General features: G+C 73.6%; 15 protein-coding genes. 8 read left to right on the top strand and 7 right to left on the bottom strand.

All coding sequences use genetic code 11. From position 1 onward, the window contains the following. Positions 1-65: 65 nt before the first annotated feature. Positions 66-2,459: an HAD-IC family P-type ATPase gene (locus tag ACIRPX_RS06920; RefSeq protein ID WP_404189345.1), complete on the top strand. Its 2,394-nt coding sequence runs from the start codon at positions 66-68 to the stop codon at positions 2,457-2,459. 48 nt (positions 2,460-2,507) lie between these two features. Here ACIRPX_RS06920 and ACIRPX_RS06915 read toward each other — a convergent pair whose 3' ends face one another. Both ACIRPX_RS06915 and ACIRPX_RS06910 read right to left on the bottom strand, forming a co-directional pair. Then, positions 2,508-5,693 carry a sacsin N-terminal ATP-binding-like domain-containing protein gene (locus ACIRPX_RS06915; protein ID WP_404189342.1) on the bottom strand — a complete coding sequence of 1,062 codons (3,186 nt, stop codon included), beginning with the start codon at positions 5,691-5,693 and terminating at the stop codon, positions 2,508-2,510. A gap of 103 nt (positions 5,694-5,796) precedes the next feature. Beyond that, positions 5,797-6,723 (bottom strand): DUF3027 domain-containing protein, encoded by a 927-nt coding sequence (locus ACIRPX_RS06910; protein ID WP_404189339.1) that lies wholly within the window; start codon positions 6,721-6,723, stop codon positions 5,797-5,799. 332 nt (positions 6,724-7,055) lie between these two features. Between ACIRPX_RS06910 and ACIRPX_RS06905 the strand changes: the two genes are divergently transcribed. The 4 genes from ACIRPX_RS06905 (at position 7,056) to ACIRPX_RS06890 (ending at position 10,605) form a co-directional block, all read left to right on the top strand. Then, positions 7,056-8,480: an MFS transporter gene (locus tag ACIRPX_RS06905; protein WP_404189336.1), complete on the top strand. Its 1,425-nt coding sequence runs from the start codon at positions 7,056-7,058 to the stop codon at positions 8,478-8,480. A gap of 61 nt (positions 8,481-8,541) precedes the next feature. After that, entirely contained in the window at positions 8,542-9,054 is a 513-nt protein-coding gene (locus ACIRPX_RS06900) for a DUF2771 domain-containing protein (RefSeq protein WP_404189333.1), read from the top strand. Between the two features lie 11 nt (positions 9,055-9,065). Further along, complete coding sequence (locus ACIRPX_RS06895; protein ID WP_404189332.1) at positions 9,066-9,734, top strand: futalosine hydrolase; 669 nt, start codon at positions 9,066-9,068, stop codon at positions 9,732-9,734. Next, complete coding sequence (locus tag ACIRPX_RS06890) at positions 9,724-10,605, top strand: 1,4-dihydroxy-6-naphthoate synthase (RefSeq protein ID WP_404189329.1); 882 nt, start codon at positions 9,724-9,726, stop codon at positions 10,603-10,605. The genes ACIRPX_RS06895 and ACIRPX_RS06890 overlap by 11 nt, the downstream gene beginning before the upstream one ends. Positions 10,606-10,613: 8 nt before the next feature. Here ACIRPX_RS06890 and ACIRPX_RS06885 read toward each other — a convergent pair whose 3' ends face one another. Further along, a complete protein-coding gene (locus ACIRPX_RS06885) occupies positions 10,614-10,997 on the bottom strand; it encodes a cold-shock protein (protein WP_404189326.1) in 384 nt (127 codons plus the stop codon). A gap of 164 nt (positions 10,998-11,161) precedes the next feature. Here ACIRPX_RS06885 and ACIRPX_RS06880 point away from each other — a divergent pair, with 164 nt between their 5' ends. Beyond that, a complete protein-coding gene (locus ACIRPX_RS06880; RefSeq protein ID WP_404189324.1) occupies positions 11,162-11,410 on the top strand; it encodes a hypothetical protein in 249 nt (82 codons plus the stop codon). Here ACIRPX_RS06880 and ACIRPX_RS06875 read toward each other — a convergent pair. Next, positions 11,389-12,030, bottom strand: coding sequence for an HAD family hydrolase (locus tag ACIRPX_RS06875; RefSeq protein WP_404189321.1), 642 nt, complete (start codon positions 12,028-12,030; stop codon positions 11,389-11,391). The two genes, ACIRPX_RS06880 and ACIRPX_RS06875, sit on opposite strands and share 22 nt — an antisense overlap. Positions 12,031-12,138: 108 nt before the next feature. Beyond that, a complete protein-coding gene (locus ACIRPX_RS06870; RefSeq protein ID WP_404189318.1) occupies positions 12,139-13,134 on the bottom strand; it encodes a hypothetical protein in 996 nt (331 codons plus the stop codon). A gap of 134 nt (positions 13,135-13,268) precedes the next feature. On the opposite strand from ACIRPX_RS06870, the gene ACIRPX_RS06865 reads away from it, so the two are divergent. Then, a complete protein-coding gene (locus tag ACIRPX_RS06865) occupies positions 13,269-15,821 on the top strand; it encodes a helicase-associated domain-containing protein (protein WP_404189315.1) in 2,553 nt (850 codons plus the stop codon). Positions 15,822-15,913: 92 nt separating this feature from the next. Continuing rightward, the gene (locus ACIRPX_RS06860) at positions 15,914-17,560 is read left to right on the top strand and encodes a DNA repair helicase XPB (RefSeq protein WP_404189312.1); all 1,647 of its coding nucleotides are present in this window, start codon (positions 15,914-15,916) and stop codon (positions 17,558-17,560) included. A gap of 40 nt (positions 17,561-17,600) precedes the next feature. Here ACIRPX_RS06860 and ACIRPX_RS06855 read toward each other — a convergent pair whose 3' ends face one another. After that, positions 17,601-17,780, bottom strand: a complete 180-nt coding sequence (locus ACIRPX_RS06855; RefSeq protein ID WP_404189309.1) for a hypothetical protein — start codon at positions 17,778-17,780, stop codon at positions 17,601-17,603. Between the two features lie 181 nt (positions 17,781-17,961). Next, positions 17,962-18,394: transposase (locus ACIRPX_RS06850; protein WP_404189306.1), on the bottom strand; the 433-nt coding region annotated here is incomplete at its 5' end.

Here is an 18,394-nt window from a genome sequence, read left to right as displayed (position 1 = left end):
CCCCTGGTCGGATCTTCCGGGCACTCGACGGGTGAAGCCGCATACCGGCACGTACCGTCGGATGCATGCAGCACATCGACGCCGGCGCCGAGCTCGACCCTGTGCACCCCGTACCCGTCCCGGCCGGCACCCACGGCCTGACCGCGGCCGAGGTCGCGGAACGTGTCGCCCGCGGGCAGGTCAACGACGTCCCGGTGCGCAGCAGCCGGTCGATGGGCGAGATCGTCCGGGCGAACGTCTTCACCCGGTTCAACGCCATCATCGGCGTGCTCTGGCTGATCATGTTCTTCGTCGCGCCGATCCAGGACAGCCTGTTCGGCTTCGTCATCCTCGCCAACACCGGCATCGGCATCGTGCAGGAGTGGCGGGCGAAGAAGACCCTCGACTCCCTCGCCGTGATCGGCGAGGCCCGGCCGACGGTACGGCGCGAGGGCACCGCGGCCGCGGTCAGCACCTCCGAGATCGTGCTGGACGACCTGCTGGAGATCGGGCCCGGCGACAAGGCCGTGGTCGACGGGGTGTGCGTCGAGGCCGACGGGCTGGAGATCGACGAGTCGCTGCTCACCGGCGAGGCCGACCCCGTGGTCAAGCGGCCCGGCGACCGGGTCATGTCGGGCAGCTTCGTCGTCGCCGGCGGCGGCGCCTTCCGGGCCACCAAGGTGGGCCGCGAGGCCTACGCCGCCCAACTGGCCGAGGAGGCCTCCCGGTTCACCCTCGTCCACTCCGAACTGCGCTCCGGCATCTCCACGATCCTCAAGTACGTGACCTGGATGATGATCCCGACCGCGATCGGCCTGGTCATCAGCCAGTTGGTGGTCAAACAGCACGGGTTCAAGGACTCGGTCGCGCGCACGGTGGGCGGGATCGTGCCGATGGTTCCGGAGGGCCTGGTCCTGCTGACCTCCGTGGCCTTCGCGATCGGCGTCATCCGACTTGGCCGAAAACAGTGCCTGGTCCAGGAACTCCCCGCCATCGAGGGGCTCGCCCGCGTCGACACCGTCTGCCTCGACAAGACCGGCACCCTCACCGAGGGCGGCATGGACGTGACCGAACTCCGGCCGCTCCAGGGCGCCGAGGAGTCGTACGTACGCAAGGTGCTCGGCGCGCTCGGCGAGTCCGACCCGCGGCCCAACGCCTCGCTCCAGGCGATCATCGACGCCTATCCGGACGTCGAGGACTGGCGCTGCACGGAGTCCCTGCCCTTCTCCTCCGCCCGCAAGTACAGCGGCGCCACCTTCAGCGAGGGCGACGGCGAGTCCAGTACGTGGCTGCTGGGGGCGCCCGACGTGCTGCTCGCCGACGACGACCCGGCTCTCGCCGAGACCGGCCGGCTCAACGAGCAGGGGCTGCGGGTGCTGCTGCTGGCCCGGGCCGGCCGCGACCTCGACGACCCCGAGCCCGCGCGGGGCGCCCGGCCCACCGCTCTGGTCGTCCTCGAACAGCGGCTGCGGCCCGACGCCGCCGACACCCTGCGCTACTTCGCCGAGCAGGACGTCCACGCCAAGGTCATCTCCGGCGACAACGCCGTGTCCGTGGGCGCCGTGGCCGGGAAGCTGGGCCTCACCGGGCAGACGGTCGACGCCCGCAGTCTGCCCTCCGAGCCGGCCCCGATGGCCCGGGCGCTGGACGAGGGCACGGTGTTCGGGCGGGTCACGCCGCAGCAGAAGCGGGAGATGGTGGCGGCCCTGCAGTCCCGCGGGCACACGGTCGCGATGACCGGCGACGGCGTGAACGACGTACTGGCCCTCAAGGACGCCGACATCGGGGTGTCCATGGGCTCGGGCTCGGAGGCCACCCGCGCGGTCGCGCAGATCGTGCTGCTCGACAACAGCTTCGCGACGCTGCCGTCGGTGGTGGCGGAGGGCCGGCGGGTCATCGGCAACATCACGCGGGTGGCGACGCTCTTCCTCGTGAAGACGGTCTACTCGGTGCTGCTCGCGCTGCTGGTGGTGTGCTTTCAGGTCGAATACCCCTTCCTGCCCCGCCATCTGACCCTGCTGTCCACCCTGACGATCGGCGTCCCGGCCTTCTTCCTGGCCCTGGCCCCCAACCGGGAACGGGCCCGCCCGCACTTCGTGCGCCGGGTCATGCGGTACGCGATCCCGGGCGGACTGGTGGCGGGCGTGGCGACCTTCGTCACGTACCTGATGGCACGTCACTACTACACGGGTCCGGGCCAGCTGGACGCCGAGACCAGCGCGGCCACGCTGACCCTCTTCCTGATCTCGATGTGGGTCCTGGCGATCATCGCCCGCCCCTACACCTGGTGGCGCGTCGCCCTCGTCGCCGCGATGGGCGTGGCCTTCCTCTTCGTCCTCGTCGTCCCACCGCTCCAGCACTTCTTCGCGCTGAAGCTGGTGGGCGTCACCATGCCGTGGCTCGCGGTCGCGGTGGCGGCGGTGGCGTCGGCCGCCCTGGAACTGCTGTGGAAATGGGTCGACCGCCGCTTCGCCACCTAGGTGTTCTGTCCGGGGACGTTGTGGACGGGCGGCACCGGTCGTTGCCGGTCAGTCGAACCAGCGGTCCCGGGCCAGCTCCTCGGTACGGGACGGGTCTTCCAGCAGGGCCGCCACCTCGAAGCGGCGCGGCCACTGGCGGGCCGACCAGGCGAGGCCCGCGGCCACGCCTTCCAGGGTGGCCGCGTGGAGGGTGCCGTCCGAGGTGAGACGCCAGTCCAGCTCCACCCCGTCGACGACGAGTTCCTCGTGCTCGACGTAGGTCGAAGGAGTCCGCGCGCCCAGGAGCACGCGGACCGGGTCCGGTACCTCGTGCTCGGTGCCCTGGGAGGTCACCTCGCCGGTGACGGACTCGCTCAGGCGCCGCACCTGGAAGAGCTCGGCCAGTTCGGCGGCGCGGGCCGGCCGTACCGGCAGCAGGGGGACCCCCTGGGTGAAGGGCAGCAGGTCCGGCGAGTCGACGACGACGGCCTCGGCGGCGTCCACCACCTCCACCCGCCCGTCCACGACGGCCCGCAGGTCGTCCGGCAGGGTCACCTGCTCGGGGTCCAGATCGGCCAACGCGCCGTACAGGGCGTGCAGTTGGGCGCCGGTGACCTCCCGGTCGGGGTCGGCCAGCCGGTCCAGGAGCTCGGCGGCGCCGCCCGGCTCGTCCAGCAGCGCGGCCACGGACGTCCGCACGCCGAGCGCCCGCAGCACCTGCTCGTCCTCGAACCCGGTCGCGTCGGCCTCGTCGTACAGGCCGCGCAGCAGCGGGTCGCCGCCGGACGCGAGCAGTCCGGCGGGGCGGCGGCCGTCGAGCACGGGATGCCCGCGCAGCCACCAGGCGGTGTAGGGACGCACGGCCTCGTGCGTGCCGTCGGGCAGCAGGACGCGCACCGGCTGGACGAGCGCGTCACGCAGCGGCGGCTGCGCGAGCAGGGCCAGCGCCTGCGGCCACTTGTCGTCGTCGACGAGATCCAGGTCCCGTACGGCGATCAGCTCGGTGGCGACGGGCGGCACGGGCGTGTCCGGGAACCGGTCGAGGACGTCCTCGCTCCACACGTCCACGGCGTCCAGCAGCCCGGGGTCGTCGGGCTCGGCGAAGTCCCCGTCGCGGGGTTCCAGTTCGTCCGGGTCGAGGACGACGTCGGTGGCGCGGACGAGCGCGAAGTCGGCGAGCACGCCGCAGGCGGCCAGCGGCTGCCGCCCCCAGCGCTCGGCCAGCTCGGCGTCGACGGTGGCGAGTTCGCCCTCCCGCATGACCTGGTGGAAGGGGCTGCCCGGCAGGACGAGCTCACCGGCGGGAGCCGGTTCCCCGTCCTCGTCGGGCAGGGCGAGCGCGCCCAGCCAGGGCTCGTCGCCGGGGTCCAGGCCGGCGTCCCGCACGAGCGCGAGGACGGTCTCGGCCAGTTCCTCGGCGTCGGGTGCGTCCTGCTCCCAGTCCAGCCCGCCCTCGTCGTCGTCGAGGGAGGCGGCGACGGCGGCACGCACCTGGGGCGTGGTGAGCACGGCGCGGGGCGTGGCGGGCAGCGCGCCCAGCTTCTCCAGCAGGGGGTGGGCGGCGTCCGGGTGGGCGACCTTCAGGCCGAGGCGCGCGAGCATCGCCGGGTCGATGCGCGCGGTGTCGTCGGGCGTCGGCAGCAGCACCTGCCGGGGCCCGATGGTGGTCCGCCCTCCCCCGGTGCCGAACGCCTGGGAGCCGCCCCCGGCCAGCGGCACGGGCAGCCCCGAGAGCCGGTCCGGGTCGACCCCGGCGAGGCTGTCGTAGAGCCGCCGCCACCAGCCGGGGTCCTTCTCCAGGCCGGCCAGCCGGTCCACGGCGTCGGTGAGCGGGACGCGGGCGACGCCCAGGGTGCGCAGCTCCACCCGCCGCTCCAGCCCGGCGGGCAGCAGGGTCGGCAGCACCTCGGCGAGCACCCGCACGGTGTCCGCCCCCGCACCCTCCAGGATCTCGGCGTCGCGGGGCCGGAGGGACTCGGGGAGACCGGGGTCCTCGTCGTCGCCGGGCTCGGCGGCGGGCGGCGGTCCGGGAAGGGCCGGCGGGAGGAACGCGGTGCGCGGCAGCCGTTCGAGGATCGCCTGCCGCAGCGCACCGTCCAGCTCGCCCTTGCCCAGCGGGCCGGGCACCAGGCCGATGATGCCCTCCGCCACCGGGCTCCACCCGGCGAGGAGGTCGGCGTACGCGTCCGCCGCGCGCTGCACGAGGAAGTCGGTGAGCGGGCCGGGTGCCGCGTGCCGGCGCGTGGTGTCGAGCGGGAAGGAGGCGATGAGCAGGGCGGGCGCGCCCAGCGGCTCGTCGCTCGGCGTCGGGGCGTGCACGACGGGGCTGGTGCGCGGGGGCTCGGGGCTGCCGTCGGGGCCGGCGGGCACGGCCCAGGTGACGGTCCAGTGGGGGCGCAGCCGCTCCTCCACGGGCCGGTCGGCGAGAAGGTCGGGGGTGAGCGGCCCGTGCGCGGCGGACGTACGCCAGCGCGTGGTGCCGTGCCGCGTGTCCTCGACGACGGTGAAGGGCCCGTCGGTGGTGCGGCGCAGCGCGCGCGGGGCGTCGCCGTCGACCTCGATCACGACGTCCGCCAGGCCCGGAAGGGCCAGCAGGAGGGCGTCGTCCACGCCGCCGAGGAGGCGTTCGGCCAGGTCGGCGGCGGCCGTGTCGCGCAGCGGCAGGATGACGGCGGTGTCGTAGGGGGCCGGTGCGGTGCCCTCGGCGGCGAACGGCAGCCTCAGGAGCGGGACGTGTCCGTCCCGGCGCCGGATCTCGTCGGCCAGCGCCGGGTTGTCGCGCGCGGCCTCGGCGGCCAGCTCCCGGGCCTCGGCGAGGGACCAGCGGACGCCGCCGTGGCGGCCGACCACCGCGGGCTCGTCGGTGACGGCGAGCACGGCGGCGAAGCCGACGCCGAACCGGCCGGTCGTCGTCTCCTGGGCGTCGCGCTTCGCGGAGGCGCGCAGGGTGGCCAGCGACTCGACGCCGGCCGCGTCCAGGGGGGCGCCGGTGTTGGCGGCGACCAGGACGCCGTCGCGCAGGGTGAGCCGGAGGCGGCCGGGTACGCCGGCCCGGGCCGCGGCGTCCGCGGCGTTCTGGGCGAGCTCGACGACCAGCCGGTCGCGGTAGCCGCCGAGGACGAGGTCCTCCTCGGCGTTGGCGTCCTCCCGGAACCGGGCGGGGCTGGTGGCCCAGGCGTCGAGCACACCCCGCCGGAGACGGGCGGTCCCGAACGCGTCCGCACCCTCGGCTGCGGGCCGCACGAACTTGCTCACGTTGCTTCTCCTCATCGGCCCTCGACGTGAGCATGAAGGTACCGCGACTCAGCTCAGTTCATTTCGGCCCGTCCGGGGGCGCGGCCCCCACCGGCGCGCACACCTACGAATGCCCCAGCTCCGCCGCGGACTCGTCGGAGACGACCGACACGGAACCGGAGTCCGCCGCCGGCCGCAGCGGGAACGGATCCACCCGCGTCTCGTCGATCACGGGCGCGGCGGGCTGCGGCGGCTTCGGCATGACCGCCGCCTCGGAGTGTCCCCCGCAGCCGTAGGCGAGGGAGACGATCCGCCCGTCGGCGGGCGAGAACTCGTTGGCGCAGACACCGAACGCCTGGCCCAGCGAGCCGCCGATCGGCTGGAGGAAGCCGCAGCTGACGCAGGACGCGGGCGCCGCCTGCGCCATCGGCGTCTTGGCGCCGTAGGACTCCTCCCAGCGGTCGGCGGCGACGTGCAGTCCGTAGCGGGACAGGACCCGGGAGCGGCGCATGCCGAGTTCTTCGGCGACGGCCGCGATGGAGCCGCGGGAGGGGGCGATCGGCAGGCTCGCGGGCACGCCCGAGGTGACCTCCGCGTCCTCCGCCTCCGCCAGCTCCGCCATCTCCGCGGAGACGGCCGAGTCGGGTGCCGGCTGGTCGTCGCCGGAGTACCCGGGCTCCAGCCGGAGGTCCTCCGCGTCCGTCGGCAGCAGGTCGCCCGGCCCCATGTCCCCGGGCCGCAGCCGCTCGCTCCACGGCACCCACTCGGGCGCGAGCAGGGCGTCCGGTCCGGGCAGCAGCACGACCTCGTCCAGGGTGACGAACTTGGCCCGGGAGGCACGCGCGACCGTCACGGCCCAGCGCCAGCCCCGGTAGCCGAGCTCCTTGCACTCGAAGAAGTGCGTGACCACGCGGTCGCCCTCCGACTCCAGCCCCGCGTGCTCGCCCACCACCCCCGGTGCGGCAGCCTCCTCGGCTGCGGTGCGGGCGAGGTCGACGGCCTCGGCGCACAGGCGGTCGGGGGTGCGGCTTCGCGTGGTCGCTGCGCTCACAGGTATCGCTTCTCTCCTACGCCGTCACTCGGGTGCGCCGGCCTGAAGGCGGTGGGTGCGGACGGAGCGGACCGAGGGACCGCGTCGACGTCCACGCCCGATCGCGCTCGGGCGCACCTCATGCATCCATTCTGCGGGATGTCCGTAAGGCGCGCGGCCGAGAACGTTCGCCACGACGCGCTACGCACGCTACCTTCTCGCGACCGCTCGGCCTACACCGACGGGACGTTTCCCGTGCGGGAAACCGCCCGCGGGCCGATCAACTCGCCAAGTACGCGCCCATACGCGCGGTAACCGCACTACACACAGGCTTCTCGGGGCACTATGGCGGAGTGGCAGCCGCAAGGACTCCTCCTGGAGCCACCGGAGTCGGTGGGATCAAGGGCAGCGGTCGTGGTGGCGGTTCGGGCCGGTTCGGCGGGTCCGTCCGCGCGGTCGGCCGTGCCCTGCACTTCCCGGTGACCGGAACCGCCCGCGGCATCAGAAAGGCCACCCACGCCCATGGCGCCGGGGAATCGGGCCTCGGCAAGCTGATCGAACTGCACGCGGTGAACGGCGCCGGCGACCTCATGGTCACCATCGCCCTCGCCTCGACCGTCTTCTTCTCCGTACCGACCGACGAGGCCCGCGGGCGCGTCGCGCTCTACCTCGCGATCACCATGGCGCCGTTCACGGTCCTGGCCCCGGTGATCGGACCGCTCCTGGACCGCCTGCCGCACGGCCGCCGGGCCGCGATGGCGGGCTCGATGCTGGCCCGCGCGCTGCTCGCGCTGATCATCTCCGGCGCCGTCGCCAGCGGCAGCCTGGAGCTGTATCCGGCCGCGCTCGGCGTGCTGGTCGCGTCCAAGGCGTACGGCGTCGTGCGCAGCGCCGTGGTGCCCCGGCTGCTGCCACCCCGGTTCTCCCTGGTGAAGGCCAACTCCCGGGTCACGCTCGGCGGGCTCCTCGCCACCGGTGCCGCGGCCCCGATCGGGGCCGGCCTGCACGCGATAGGACCGCGCTGGCCGCTCTACGGCGCCTTCGTGATCTACATCTGGGGCATGTTCCTGTCCTTCTCCCTGGCGCCGAAGGTCGACTCGGCCAAGGGGGAGGACGTCGCGCTGCTCGCCTCCGACGAGGAGCATCTGCACGGGCCGCACCGCAAGCCGCTCAAGCGCCCGGGCCTGCGGACCGTGGGCAGCGCGGTCACCCACGCGCTCGGCGCCAACGCCACCCTGCGCTGGCTGTCCGGATTCCTCACCTTCTTCCTCGCCTTCCTGCTGCGCGAGCACCCGCTGACCGGCTCCAGCGCGGCCGTGTCGCTGGGCATGGTGGCCGTCGCGGCGGGCGCCGGGAACGCGCTCGGCACGGCCGTCGGGTCATGGCTGAAGCAGCGGGCGCCGGAGATCATCATCGTGACGGTGGTCGCGATCGTGCTGGGGGCGGCGATCGTCGCGGCGATCTTCTTCGGCGCGTTGCTGGTGGCCTGTCTGGCCGCGGTCGCCGGGTTCTCGCAGGCGCTGGCCAAGCTGTCCCTGGACGCGCTGATCCAGCGGGACGTGCCGGAGCTGGTGCGCACCTCGGCGTTCGCGCGCTCGGAGACCATGCTCCAGATGGCGTGGGTGCTCGGCGGCGCGATCGGCATCGTGATGCCGCTCAACGGCACGGCGGGCCTGTGCCTGGCCGCCGCGGTGATCTCCCTGGGGCTGTTCACCACGGTCCGCGGTCTGCTCAGCTCGGCACGGCACGGCGGCGCGGCCAAGCCACGCGTGGCGTAACACCGGGGCACGCCGCACCCCACGTAAAGGGGTCGCCCAGGGCGCCAGATAGCCTTCGGCCATGACCTCGATGCCACGCGGCGGAGCCGCAGATGTCACCGCCGCGGTGCGACGCCGCCGCGCCGTCGCCGCCGTCGGCGCCGTATCGGCCGGACTGCTCGTGCTGTCGGCCTGCGACAAGCCGACGCCGCTGTCCACGATCACCGTCGGCCGCTCCTCCGTCAGCTCGGAGGCCTCCTGCGGCGGTGAGGGCAAGACCCTGAAGACCGCGGACCTGACCAAGTGCCTGCAGGACAAGGACATCAAGTCGATCAAGGTCGACCCCGACGAGACCGTCCGCTTCGGCGTCGACCCGGACATCGCGGACAAGCGCTGGACCATCCTGATGAACGGTCAGCCGCTGACCGAGGACAGCGACAAGACCTACCGCACCATCCCGGGCAGCGTCTTCTTCAACGCGCAGTACGGCGCCCAGGGCAACTCCACCGTGGTCTCCATCAAGGCGGGCGACGGCAAGAAGAGCGGCAGCGCGGTCACCGGCCTGTGGAACTTCAAGTTCAAGAAGGACGACTGACCACGTCCCCCATGGCCCCCCTCCGTGTCCTCGTGGCCACCGCGGTCCCCGTCGAACGGGACGCGGTGGCCCGGACGTTCGCGGGGGAGGGCCGCACCGTGATCGCGGCCGGGGTGGGCCCCGCCCTCGCCGCCGCGTCCACGGCCACCGCCCTCACCACCGCCGCCCTGCGGGGCGGCCCCTACGGCCTGGTGGTCAGTGCCGGGATCGCCGGCGGCTTCCAGCCCGAGGCGCCGGTCGGCTCCCTCGTCGTCGCCGACGAGATCACCGCGGCCGATCTGGGCGCCGAGACGGCGGAGGGATTCGTGCCGGTCACCGAACTCGGCTTCGGGACCGTCACCCACCGTCCGCCGCATGCACTCGTACGAGACCTCGTGGCCGCGACCGGCGCACGCCCCGGAGCCGTACTGACCGTCTCCACCGTGACGGGGACCGCCGAGCGCGCCGGCGTTCTGCGGGCCCGCCACCCCCGCGCCCTCGCCGAGGCCATGGAGGGCTTCGGGGTGGCCGAGGCCGCCGCCGCGCACGGCGTGCCCGTGCTGGAGATCCGTGCGGTGTCCAATCCCGTCGGCCCGCGCGACCGCGCCGCCTGGCGCATCGGTGACGCCCTCACCACACTGACCGAGGCATTCGGGAAGCTGGCGCCCGTCCTGGAGAGTTGGAACCCGTATGACCAGTGAGCAGCCCCTGCAGATCGCGTACTCGCCCTGCCCGAACGACACCTTCGTCTTCGACGCCCTCGCCCACGGCCGCGTGCCGGGGGCGCCCGCGCTGGAGGTGACGTTCGCGGACATCGACATCACCAACGGCATGGCCGAGCGCGGCGAGTTCGACGTACTGAAGGTGTCGTACGCCGTCCTGCCGTACGTCCTGGGCGACTACGCGCTGCTGCCCTGCGGGGGCGCGCTGGGCCGGGGCTGCGGGCCGCTGGTCCTCACCCGGGCGGCGGGGCCCGGGGGCACCCCGCACGCTCTCGGCAGCGGGGGGCTCACCGGCCGTACCGTCGCCGTGCCGAGCGAGAAGTCGACGGCGTACCTGCTCTTCCGTCTCTGGGCGGCGGACACGGTCCCCGGCGGGGTCGGCGAGATCGTCGTCATGCCCTTCCACGAGATCATGCCGGCCGTGCGGGACGGGAAGGTCGACGCCGGCCTCGTCATCCACGAGGCCCGCTTCACCTACCAGAACTACGGGCTGCACAAGCTCGCGGACATGGGCGAGCACTGGGAGAGCACGACCGGGCTGCCGATCCCGCTGGGGGCGATCATCGCGAAGCGCTCGCTGGGCGAGCGGACGCTGACGCGCCTGGCCGACGCGATCCGCGCCTCCGTGCGCGCCGCCTGGGACGACCCCGAGGCCGGCCGCCCCTACGTCATGGAACACGCCCAGGAGATGGACCCGTCCGTCGCCGACCAGCACATCGGCCTGTACGTCAACGAGTTCACCGCCGACCTGGGCGACAACGGCTACGCCGCGATCCGGGGCCTGCTCACCCGCGCCGCGGCCGAGGAGCTCGTACCGCCCCTCGGCCCGGGAGCGCTGGAATTCCCGTAAACGGGCGTTTATACGTCGAGTTGGTCGGCGACCGCGCGCAGCAGACCCGCGATCTTCTTGCCCGAGGTCTTGTCGGGGTAGCGGCCCTTCTCCAGCATCGGCGTGATGTTCTCGAGCAGGGTCGTCAAATCCTGCACGATGGAGGCGAGTTCGTCGGGCTTCTTCCGGGTCGCCGCCGCGACCGAGGGGGTCGGGTCCAGGACGGTGACCGAAAGCGCCTGGTCACCGCGTTGTCCGGCGACGACACCGAACTCCACGCGCTGACCCGGCTTGAGCGCATCCACTCCGGCGGGCAGGACCGAGGAATGGACGAAGACGTCACCGCCGTCGTCACGGGAGAGAAAGCCGAAGCCCTTCTCGCTGTTGAACCACTTGACCTTGCCGGTAGGCACGTCTGTCCTCGTCCTCGTACTCGTCGGAAAACTGCTTCGGAAACTGCTCTTGATAGCAGTGGGGCGGGCCGTCGCGGACCCGCCGGTACCAAGGCTAATGCTCTTCAGGCCGGTGACAAGACGTCGCCGGGTTGTTCCTTCGGGCAGGGAACTACCCTGGTCCGGTGCGTGACAAAACCCAAACGAATTCCGCCGCGCCCGGTGACCGACTGATCCGTGCCGGTGTCATCGTGTTCTTCCTAGGTGCGGTGGCCACACTCGTCACAGTGGCTCCGCTGTTCCTCCGTGCGAAGCCATTTCCGAGCTACATGTTCGGCCTCTGCATGCTCATGGGGATCGGCTTCCTCGTCGCGGGCGCCGGACTGCTCAGGTCGATCGCGGCCGGCCGCCGTCAGGCCCGCGCCGGGCGGTAGCCCGCGAGCCATGCCGGGAACCGCGTGAGGTCGTCGAGCACGACGTCCGCACCGGCCGCCCTCAACTCCTCGGCGCCGCACGGCCCCGTCGCCACGGCGACGGACAGCGCCCCGGCCGTGCGCGCGCCGCGCACGTCGCCCAGGTGGTCGCCGACGTAGACGCCCGCGCCGTGCTCGCGCAGCGCCTGCGCCTTCTGCTCGGCCCACAGGTCTCCCACCACCTCGTCGGGGTGGATGTCCAGGTGCTCCAGGTGCATCTTGGCGTTCGGCTCGAACTTGGCGGTGACGACGATCGCGCGTGCGCCCGCCGCCTTGACGGCGTCCACGGCTTCGCGGGCGCCGGGCATCGCGGGCGTCGCGGCGATGGCGATGGCGGGGTACATCGAGCGGTACAGGTCCGCGATCTCCGCGAGCCGGTCCTCGGGGAACCAGTTGATCAGCTCCTCGGCGAGCGGCGGCCCGAGCCGGGTGACCGCGAGGTCGGCGTCGATGTACGTCCCCGTCCGCTCCGACAGCGCCTGGTAGCAGGCGCGGATACCGGGGCGGGAGTCGATGAGGGTCATGTCGAGGTCGAAGCCGACGGTCGGGGCGGGGGCTGTCGTGGAGGCCATATCGGCCATTGTGCCCACGGGGCACGGCGAAAAGGCGTCCGGCGGATGTGACCTCCGTCGTCACCGCGGGCCGCGGTCTCCCGCCGCGCTCCGGCGACGGCCTCGCCTCGCGCCCGGCTACGGCCTGCGCTGCGAACGCCACACCACGTACAAAGCCGACAGCACCGCCGCGCCGCGCACCACCCAGGGCCAGGTCCCGGCGATCGCGTCGTTCATGTGGCCCTGTGCGATGGGAGTGCCCCAGCGGCCGTCGTTCCTGCCCCACAACCAGACGAGCCCGGCCCCGAGCGCGAGGCCCGGCATGCCGACGACCGCCCACTTCGACTCGATCGGCGTCAGCCTGCGGGAGGCGTAGGCGATGAGCCAACCGAGCAGCAGGGCGAACCAGTTGCCGAGGATCGCGCCGGCGACGAGCAGCCCGGCGGCGACCAGCAGCAGCGGATTGCTCCAGCCGCCGGCGGGCAGCGGGATACGACGGCGCCGGGCCACGGGAGCCTCGACGACCGCGTCCTCCTCGGCCTGCACGGCCTTGCCGGTGGCGGGAGCCTCCTCCTGCCGCGGGCCTTCCGGCCGCTCCGGCTCCTTCGGCCGCGGCGGCCTGAGCAGCTCCGGGATCTCCACGCCGCCGGTGAACCCGGGCACGCTCTCGCCGAACGGGGTCGTCTCCACCCGCCACCAGTCGGGCTGGATCACACTGCCGCCGAGCTCCGCGGCGCTCGCCAGGTGCGGCGGCGCGGGGCCGTCGGCGGCGGGCGGCGCGGGCTGGGCGGGGCGCGGGCGGGGCACCGCCCGGCGCAGGCTCTTCGGCAGCCGCTTGCCGCCGCCGTCCTGCTCGTCGTCGCGCTGCACCGGCACATGGGCGGGGGCCGGCGCCGGCGCGGAGGTGGCTCCCCCGGCGGCGGCGACCACCTCGTCGGGGCTGCCGAGCCGGGAGAGGATGCGGCGCACCGCGGCGGGGCTGTCGACGGTCGTCCTCGCCCGCTGCCGGTCGATCTCGTTGCGCAGCTCCGACACCAGCCGCATCCGCGCGGCCGACGGCAGCTGCCGCTGCTGCGCCACGTCCCCGACGCGGCTCAGATACTCGTAGACGACCTTGTCGCTCTCGATCCCCACGAAGTCCCCTCCGGGACGGATGTCTTGGCTGCCCCCCGTGATACCCCTCGTGCACGAAGGTAGCGCAGGGTGGAGGCGACCGGCCCGCACCGGGACGTCCGCCGCGGCACAGGCCAGCCGCTAACGTGGGGCAGATGAGCACCCCGGCCCCGCGTTCCCTCGCAGAGGCACTCCGGCTCAGGGACGACACCTCCCTGGCGGAGCTGCTGCGCAGCCGTCCCGACCTCATCACCCCCGTGCCCACCGATCTCACCCAGCTGGCGACGCGGGCCGGGACGCGCGCCTCGGTGGTGCGGGCCCTGGAGCGGCTGGACCGGTTCGCGCTCCAGACGGCCCAGGCGCTGGCGGTGGCCGCGGACCCGGCCGGGTACGGCGAACTGCTCGCGCTGATGGGCGGCGACGAGGGGGAGACGGCGGTCGAGGCGGCCCTGCCCCGCGCCCTCGGCACCCTGCGCGAACAGGCCCTGGTGTGGGGCGGCGACGACCGGCTGCGGCTGGTGCGCACGGCCCGGGAGCTGCTCGCGCCGTCGCCGCAGCACCCCTCGCCGACCGGGCTCGGACCCACGGTGCAGGAGGCGGCGGGCATGTCGCCGGGGCGGATCCAGGAGATCGTCGCCACGGCGGGGCTGTCCTCGACGCACGACTCGGTCTCCGCCCTCGCCGCGCTCACCGGCCTGTTCGGCGACCGCACCCGGATGACGGCGCTGCTGGACGGGGCGTCCGCGGAGTCGCGCGAGGTGCTGGACCGGCTGGTGTGGGGGCCGCCGTACGGGCAGGTCACCGCCGACCCGGCGCCCCGGCTGCGCTGGCTGCTCGACCGCGGGCTGCTGCTGCCGACGGCGCCCGGCACGGTCGTACTGCCGCGTGAGGTGGCCCTGCATCTGCGCGGCGGCCGGGCGCATCGCACCACCGAGCCGCTGCCGCCCGGTCTGGTGGTGGCCGGCACGTACCGTCCGCAGGTGGTGGACACGACCGCGGCCGGGCAGGCCTACACCGCGCTGGCGACGGTGGAGGAGCTGCTCAAGGACTGGGACGAGGGCGGGCCGGCGGTGCTGCGGGCCGGCGGTCTGAGCGTGCGCGACCTCAAGCGCACCGCCGTCGCCCTCGACGTCACCGAGCCCGTCGCCGCGTTCTGGGTCGAACTCACCTACGCGGCCGGGCTGCTGGCCTCCGACGGGGAGGCCGACGAGCGGTACGCGGCCACGCCCTTCTACGACGAGTGGCTGGAGCTGCCGCCCGCCGAGCGCTGGGCGCAGCTGGCCGAGGCGTGGCTGACGGCGACCCGGACGGCGGGCGTGGTCGGCGGCCGGGACGCGAAGGACCGTACGTTGTCGGCGCTCGGGCCGGGGCTGGACCGCAGCGCCGCGCCGGAGGTGCGCCACCGGGTGCTGACACTGCTGGCCGGGCTGCCCGCGGGGGCGTCTGTGTCCGCCGAGTCCCTGCTGGCCCGGTTGCGCTGGGAGCGGCCGCTGCGCGGCGCCATGGAGGTCCCCCCGATCGAGCGGAACCGGGAGCGGGGCAAGGACGACGACCTGCGCGGCCGGCTCGCCCGGTGGGCTCTGTCGGAGGCGGAGACCCTCGGCGTGACGGGACGCGGCGCGCTGTCGGAGCACGGTCGCGCCCTGCTCGGGGCGCCCGCCCGGGGGCCCGCGGCGGAGCCGCCCGACGGGCCCGCCGCGTCGGGCCCCGGCGACAAGCTGCCCGTCCACCACGTGCACGTCACCCTGGAACCGCTCTCGCCCGCCGAACAGGCCACCGCCTCCGCCACGGCCGCCCGCCTGCTCGCCCCGCTGCTGCCCGAGCCCCTCGACCACGTCCTGCTCCAGGCCGACCTGACGGCGGTGGCCCCCGGCCCGCTGCGGCGGCCGCTGGCCGACACGCTGGACGTGCTCGCGGACGTGGAGTCGAAGGGCGGGGCGACGGTCTACCGCTTCACGCCGGGTTCCGTGCGCCGGGCCCTGGACGCCGGGCGTACCGCCTCCGACCTGCACGCCTTCCTCACCGCGCACGCGCGCACGCCCGTCCCGCAGCCGCTGACGTACCTGATCGACGACGTGGCCCGCAGGCACGGTCATCTGCGGGTGGGGGCGGCCTCGGCGTACGTGCGCTGCGACGACGACGCGATGCTGAACGAGATCCTCGCCGACCGACGCGCCGCCGGCCTGCGCCTGCGCCGCCTGGCCCCCACCGTCCTCGCCGCCCAGGCCGACCCGGCGACCCTCCTCGACGGGCTGCGCGCGATGGGCTACGCACCGGCCGCCGAGTCGGCGGAGGGCGACGTCCTCATCACCCGCGCCGACGCCCACCGCACCCCGCCCCGCACCGCGCCGGAGCCGGTCCCGGACGGCCCGCCGGCCCCCGACGCCACGCTCCTCGCGGCCGCCATCCGCGCGATCCGGGCCGGCGACCGGGCCTCCACGGCCCCGCGCAAGCAGCCCCCTTCGGCGGGCGGCGACCTCCCGCGCACCAGCTCCGCCGAGACCCTCGCCACCATGCAGGCCGCCGCCCTCACCGGCGTGGCCGTCTGGATCGGCTACGTCAACGCCGAGGGCACCGCCAGCCAGCGCGTCATCGCCCCCATCCGGGTCGAGGGCGGCTTCGTGACGGCGTACGACCACACGGCGGACGAGGTACGGACCTATCCGCTGCACCGGGTGACGGGCGTCGCGGAGCTCGCGGAGGACTGATCCCGGACCGGTCACGAACCGCGGTGATCGGCGGGCCGTAGGGCACACTGGACGTTTGGCCTCACCTTTGGCCTGAAGAAGGGGTGCCCCGCGTGAACGGTCCGCTCATCGTCCAGTCCGACAAGACGCTGCTGCTCGAGGTCGACCACGAGCAGGCCGACGCGTGCCGCCGTGCCATCGCGGTCTTCGCGGAGCTGGAGCGGGCTCCTGAGCACATCCACACCTACCGGGTGACACCGCTCGGCCTGTGGAACGCGCGCGCGGCCGGGCACGACGCCGAGCAGGTCGTGGACGCGCTGGTGACCTACAGCCGCTACCCCGTGCCGCACGCCCTGCTGGTCGACATCGCCGACACGATGGACCGCTACGGCCGCCTCACGCTCTCCAAGCACCCCACGCACGGCCTGGTCCTCACCACCACCGACCGGCCGGTGCTGGAGGAGATCCTGCGCTCGAAGCGGGTCACGCCGCTGGTCGGCGCCCGCATCGACCCCGACACCGTCGCCGTGCACCCCTCCGAGCGCGGGCAGATCAAGCAGACGCTGCTCAAGCTGGGCTGGCCGGCCGAGGACCTCGCGGGGTACGTGGACGGCGAGGCGCACCCGATCGAGCTGAACGAGGACGGCTGGGCGCTGCGCCCGTACCAGAAGCAGGCCGTGGAGAACTTCTGGCACGGCGGCTCCGGGGTCGTGGTGCTGCCGTGCGGCGCCGGCAAGACGCTGGTCGGCGCCGGCTCCATGGCGCAGGCCAGGTCGACCACCCTGATCCTCGTCACCAACACCGTCTCCGCCCGGCAGTGGAAGCACGAGCTGGTGCGGCGGACCTCGCTGACCGAGGAGGAGATCGGCGAGTACAGCGGGACGCGGAAGGAGATCCGACCGGTCACCATCGCCACGTACCAGGTGCTGACCACGCGGCGGAAGGGCGTCTACCCGCACCTGGAGCTCTTCGACTCCCGCGACTGGGGCCTCATCGTCTACGACGAGGTGCACCTGCTGCCCGCGCCGGTCTTCAAGTTCACCGCGGACCTCCAGGCCCGGCGCCGGCTGGGGCTGACGGCGACGCTGGTGCGGGAGGACGGACGGGAGTCCGACGTCTTCTCCCTGATCGGCCCCAAGCGGTTCGACGCGCCGTGGAAGGAGATCGAGGCGCAGGGCTACATCGCGCCGGCCGACTGTGTGGAGGTGCGCGTCAACCTCACCGACTCCGAGCGGCTCGCCTACGCCACCGCCGAGACGGAGGAGAAGTACCGCTACTGCGCGACGACGGAGACCAAGCGCAGGGTGACGGAGGCGATCGTGCGCAAGTTCGCCGGACAGCAGATCCTCGTCATCGGCCAGTACATCGACCAACTCGACGAGCTGGGCAAGCACTTGAACGCGCCGGTCATCAAGGGCGAGACGTCCAACGCGCAGCGCGAGAAACTCTTCGACGCCTTCCGGGAGGGCGAGATCAGCGTGCTGGTGGTCTCCAAGGTCGCGAACTTCTCGATCGACCTGCCGGAGGCGACGGTCGCCGTCCAGGTGTCGGGCACCTTCGGCTCACGTCAGGAGGAGGCCCAGCGTCTGGGCCGGGTGCTGCGTCCGAAGGCCGACGGCCATCAGGCCCACTTCTACTCCGTGGTCGCCCGCGACACCATCGACCAGGACTTCGCCGCCCACCGCCAGCGCTTCCTGGCGGAACAGGGCTACGCGTACCGGATCGTGGACGCGGACGAGATCCTGTCGGGCGAGGGCTGAGCCGGGCGCGGGCCGGCCGGACCACGGCCGAGGGGCGCCGTCACTTGCGGCGCACGCCCGCTTCCTCGCCGTACTCGCCGAGGATCACGACGTCGAAGGCGGCGCCCGCGAACACCTTCACCGCGCGCAGCGCGTCGCCGAGGCGGTGACGGTGGCTGCCGACGACGGGTGTCGCACCGGGTGGACGACCGGGGGCCGGGGTGATCGTTGCTGCACTCATGTCTCCATGGTCCGTCTTCGGACATAAGGAGAACATCGGCCTCCGGTCCGAACCTGCCTGGCCACGGCGTACGACTCCGGGGAGGGCCCTCCCTCGGGGGCAGGGCAGGGGCGTCCCCTAGAAGGCTCATGAAGATCTTGGTGAGGGGCTGTCCGGCCGTAGGCCGGGCAGCCCCTGTTCGCTATGCGGTGGCCGGGGTGATTTGCCAGCTGCCGCCAGTGTGAGTGAGTCCGAGGTTGATCAGTCGGCGGAGGTTGAGGGCGGCTGCTCGGGTGTGGAGCCAGGTGTTGTTGGCGATGGTTCCGCGGTGGCGCAGGCGGCGGTTGCCGTGCTGGACGAGCCAGGCGACGGCGCGTTCGACGGGGGGCCGCCAGCGCCGGTAGTCGGCCTGCCAGTCGGGATCGTTCGCGGCTTGGTGGCGGGCAGCGGCTTGCAGGTCGTGGTGCGGGCGGATGGTCACGACGCGTCCGGCCTTGGCTTTGGTACACCGCTCGCGCAGCGGGCAGCCGGTGCACAGGCCCTTGAAGGAGGCGGTGCGCTGGTCGTGCCGGCCACCGGGTGCCGAGAGCGGGACGGTGTGCCCGGCAGGGCAGGTCACCAGGGCGGCGGTGGTG

The sequence above is a fragment of the Streptomyces sp. NPDC101225 genome (assembly GCF_044767585.1).
Classification (GTDB): domain Bacteria; phylum Actinomycetota; class Actinomycetes; order Streptomycetales; family Streptomycetaceae; genus Streptomyces.
The sequence above is the reverse complement of the archived record's forward strand: the minus strand, read 5'-3'. Positions and strand labels throughout refer to the sequence as shown.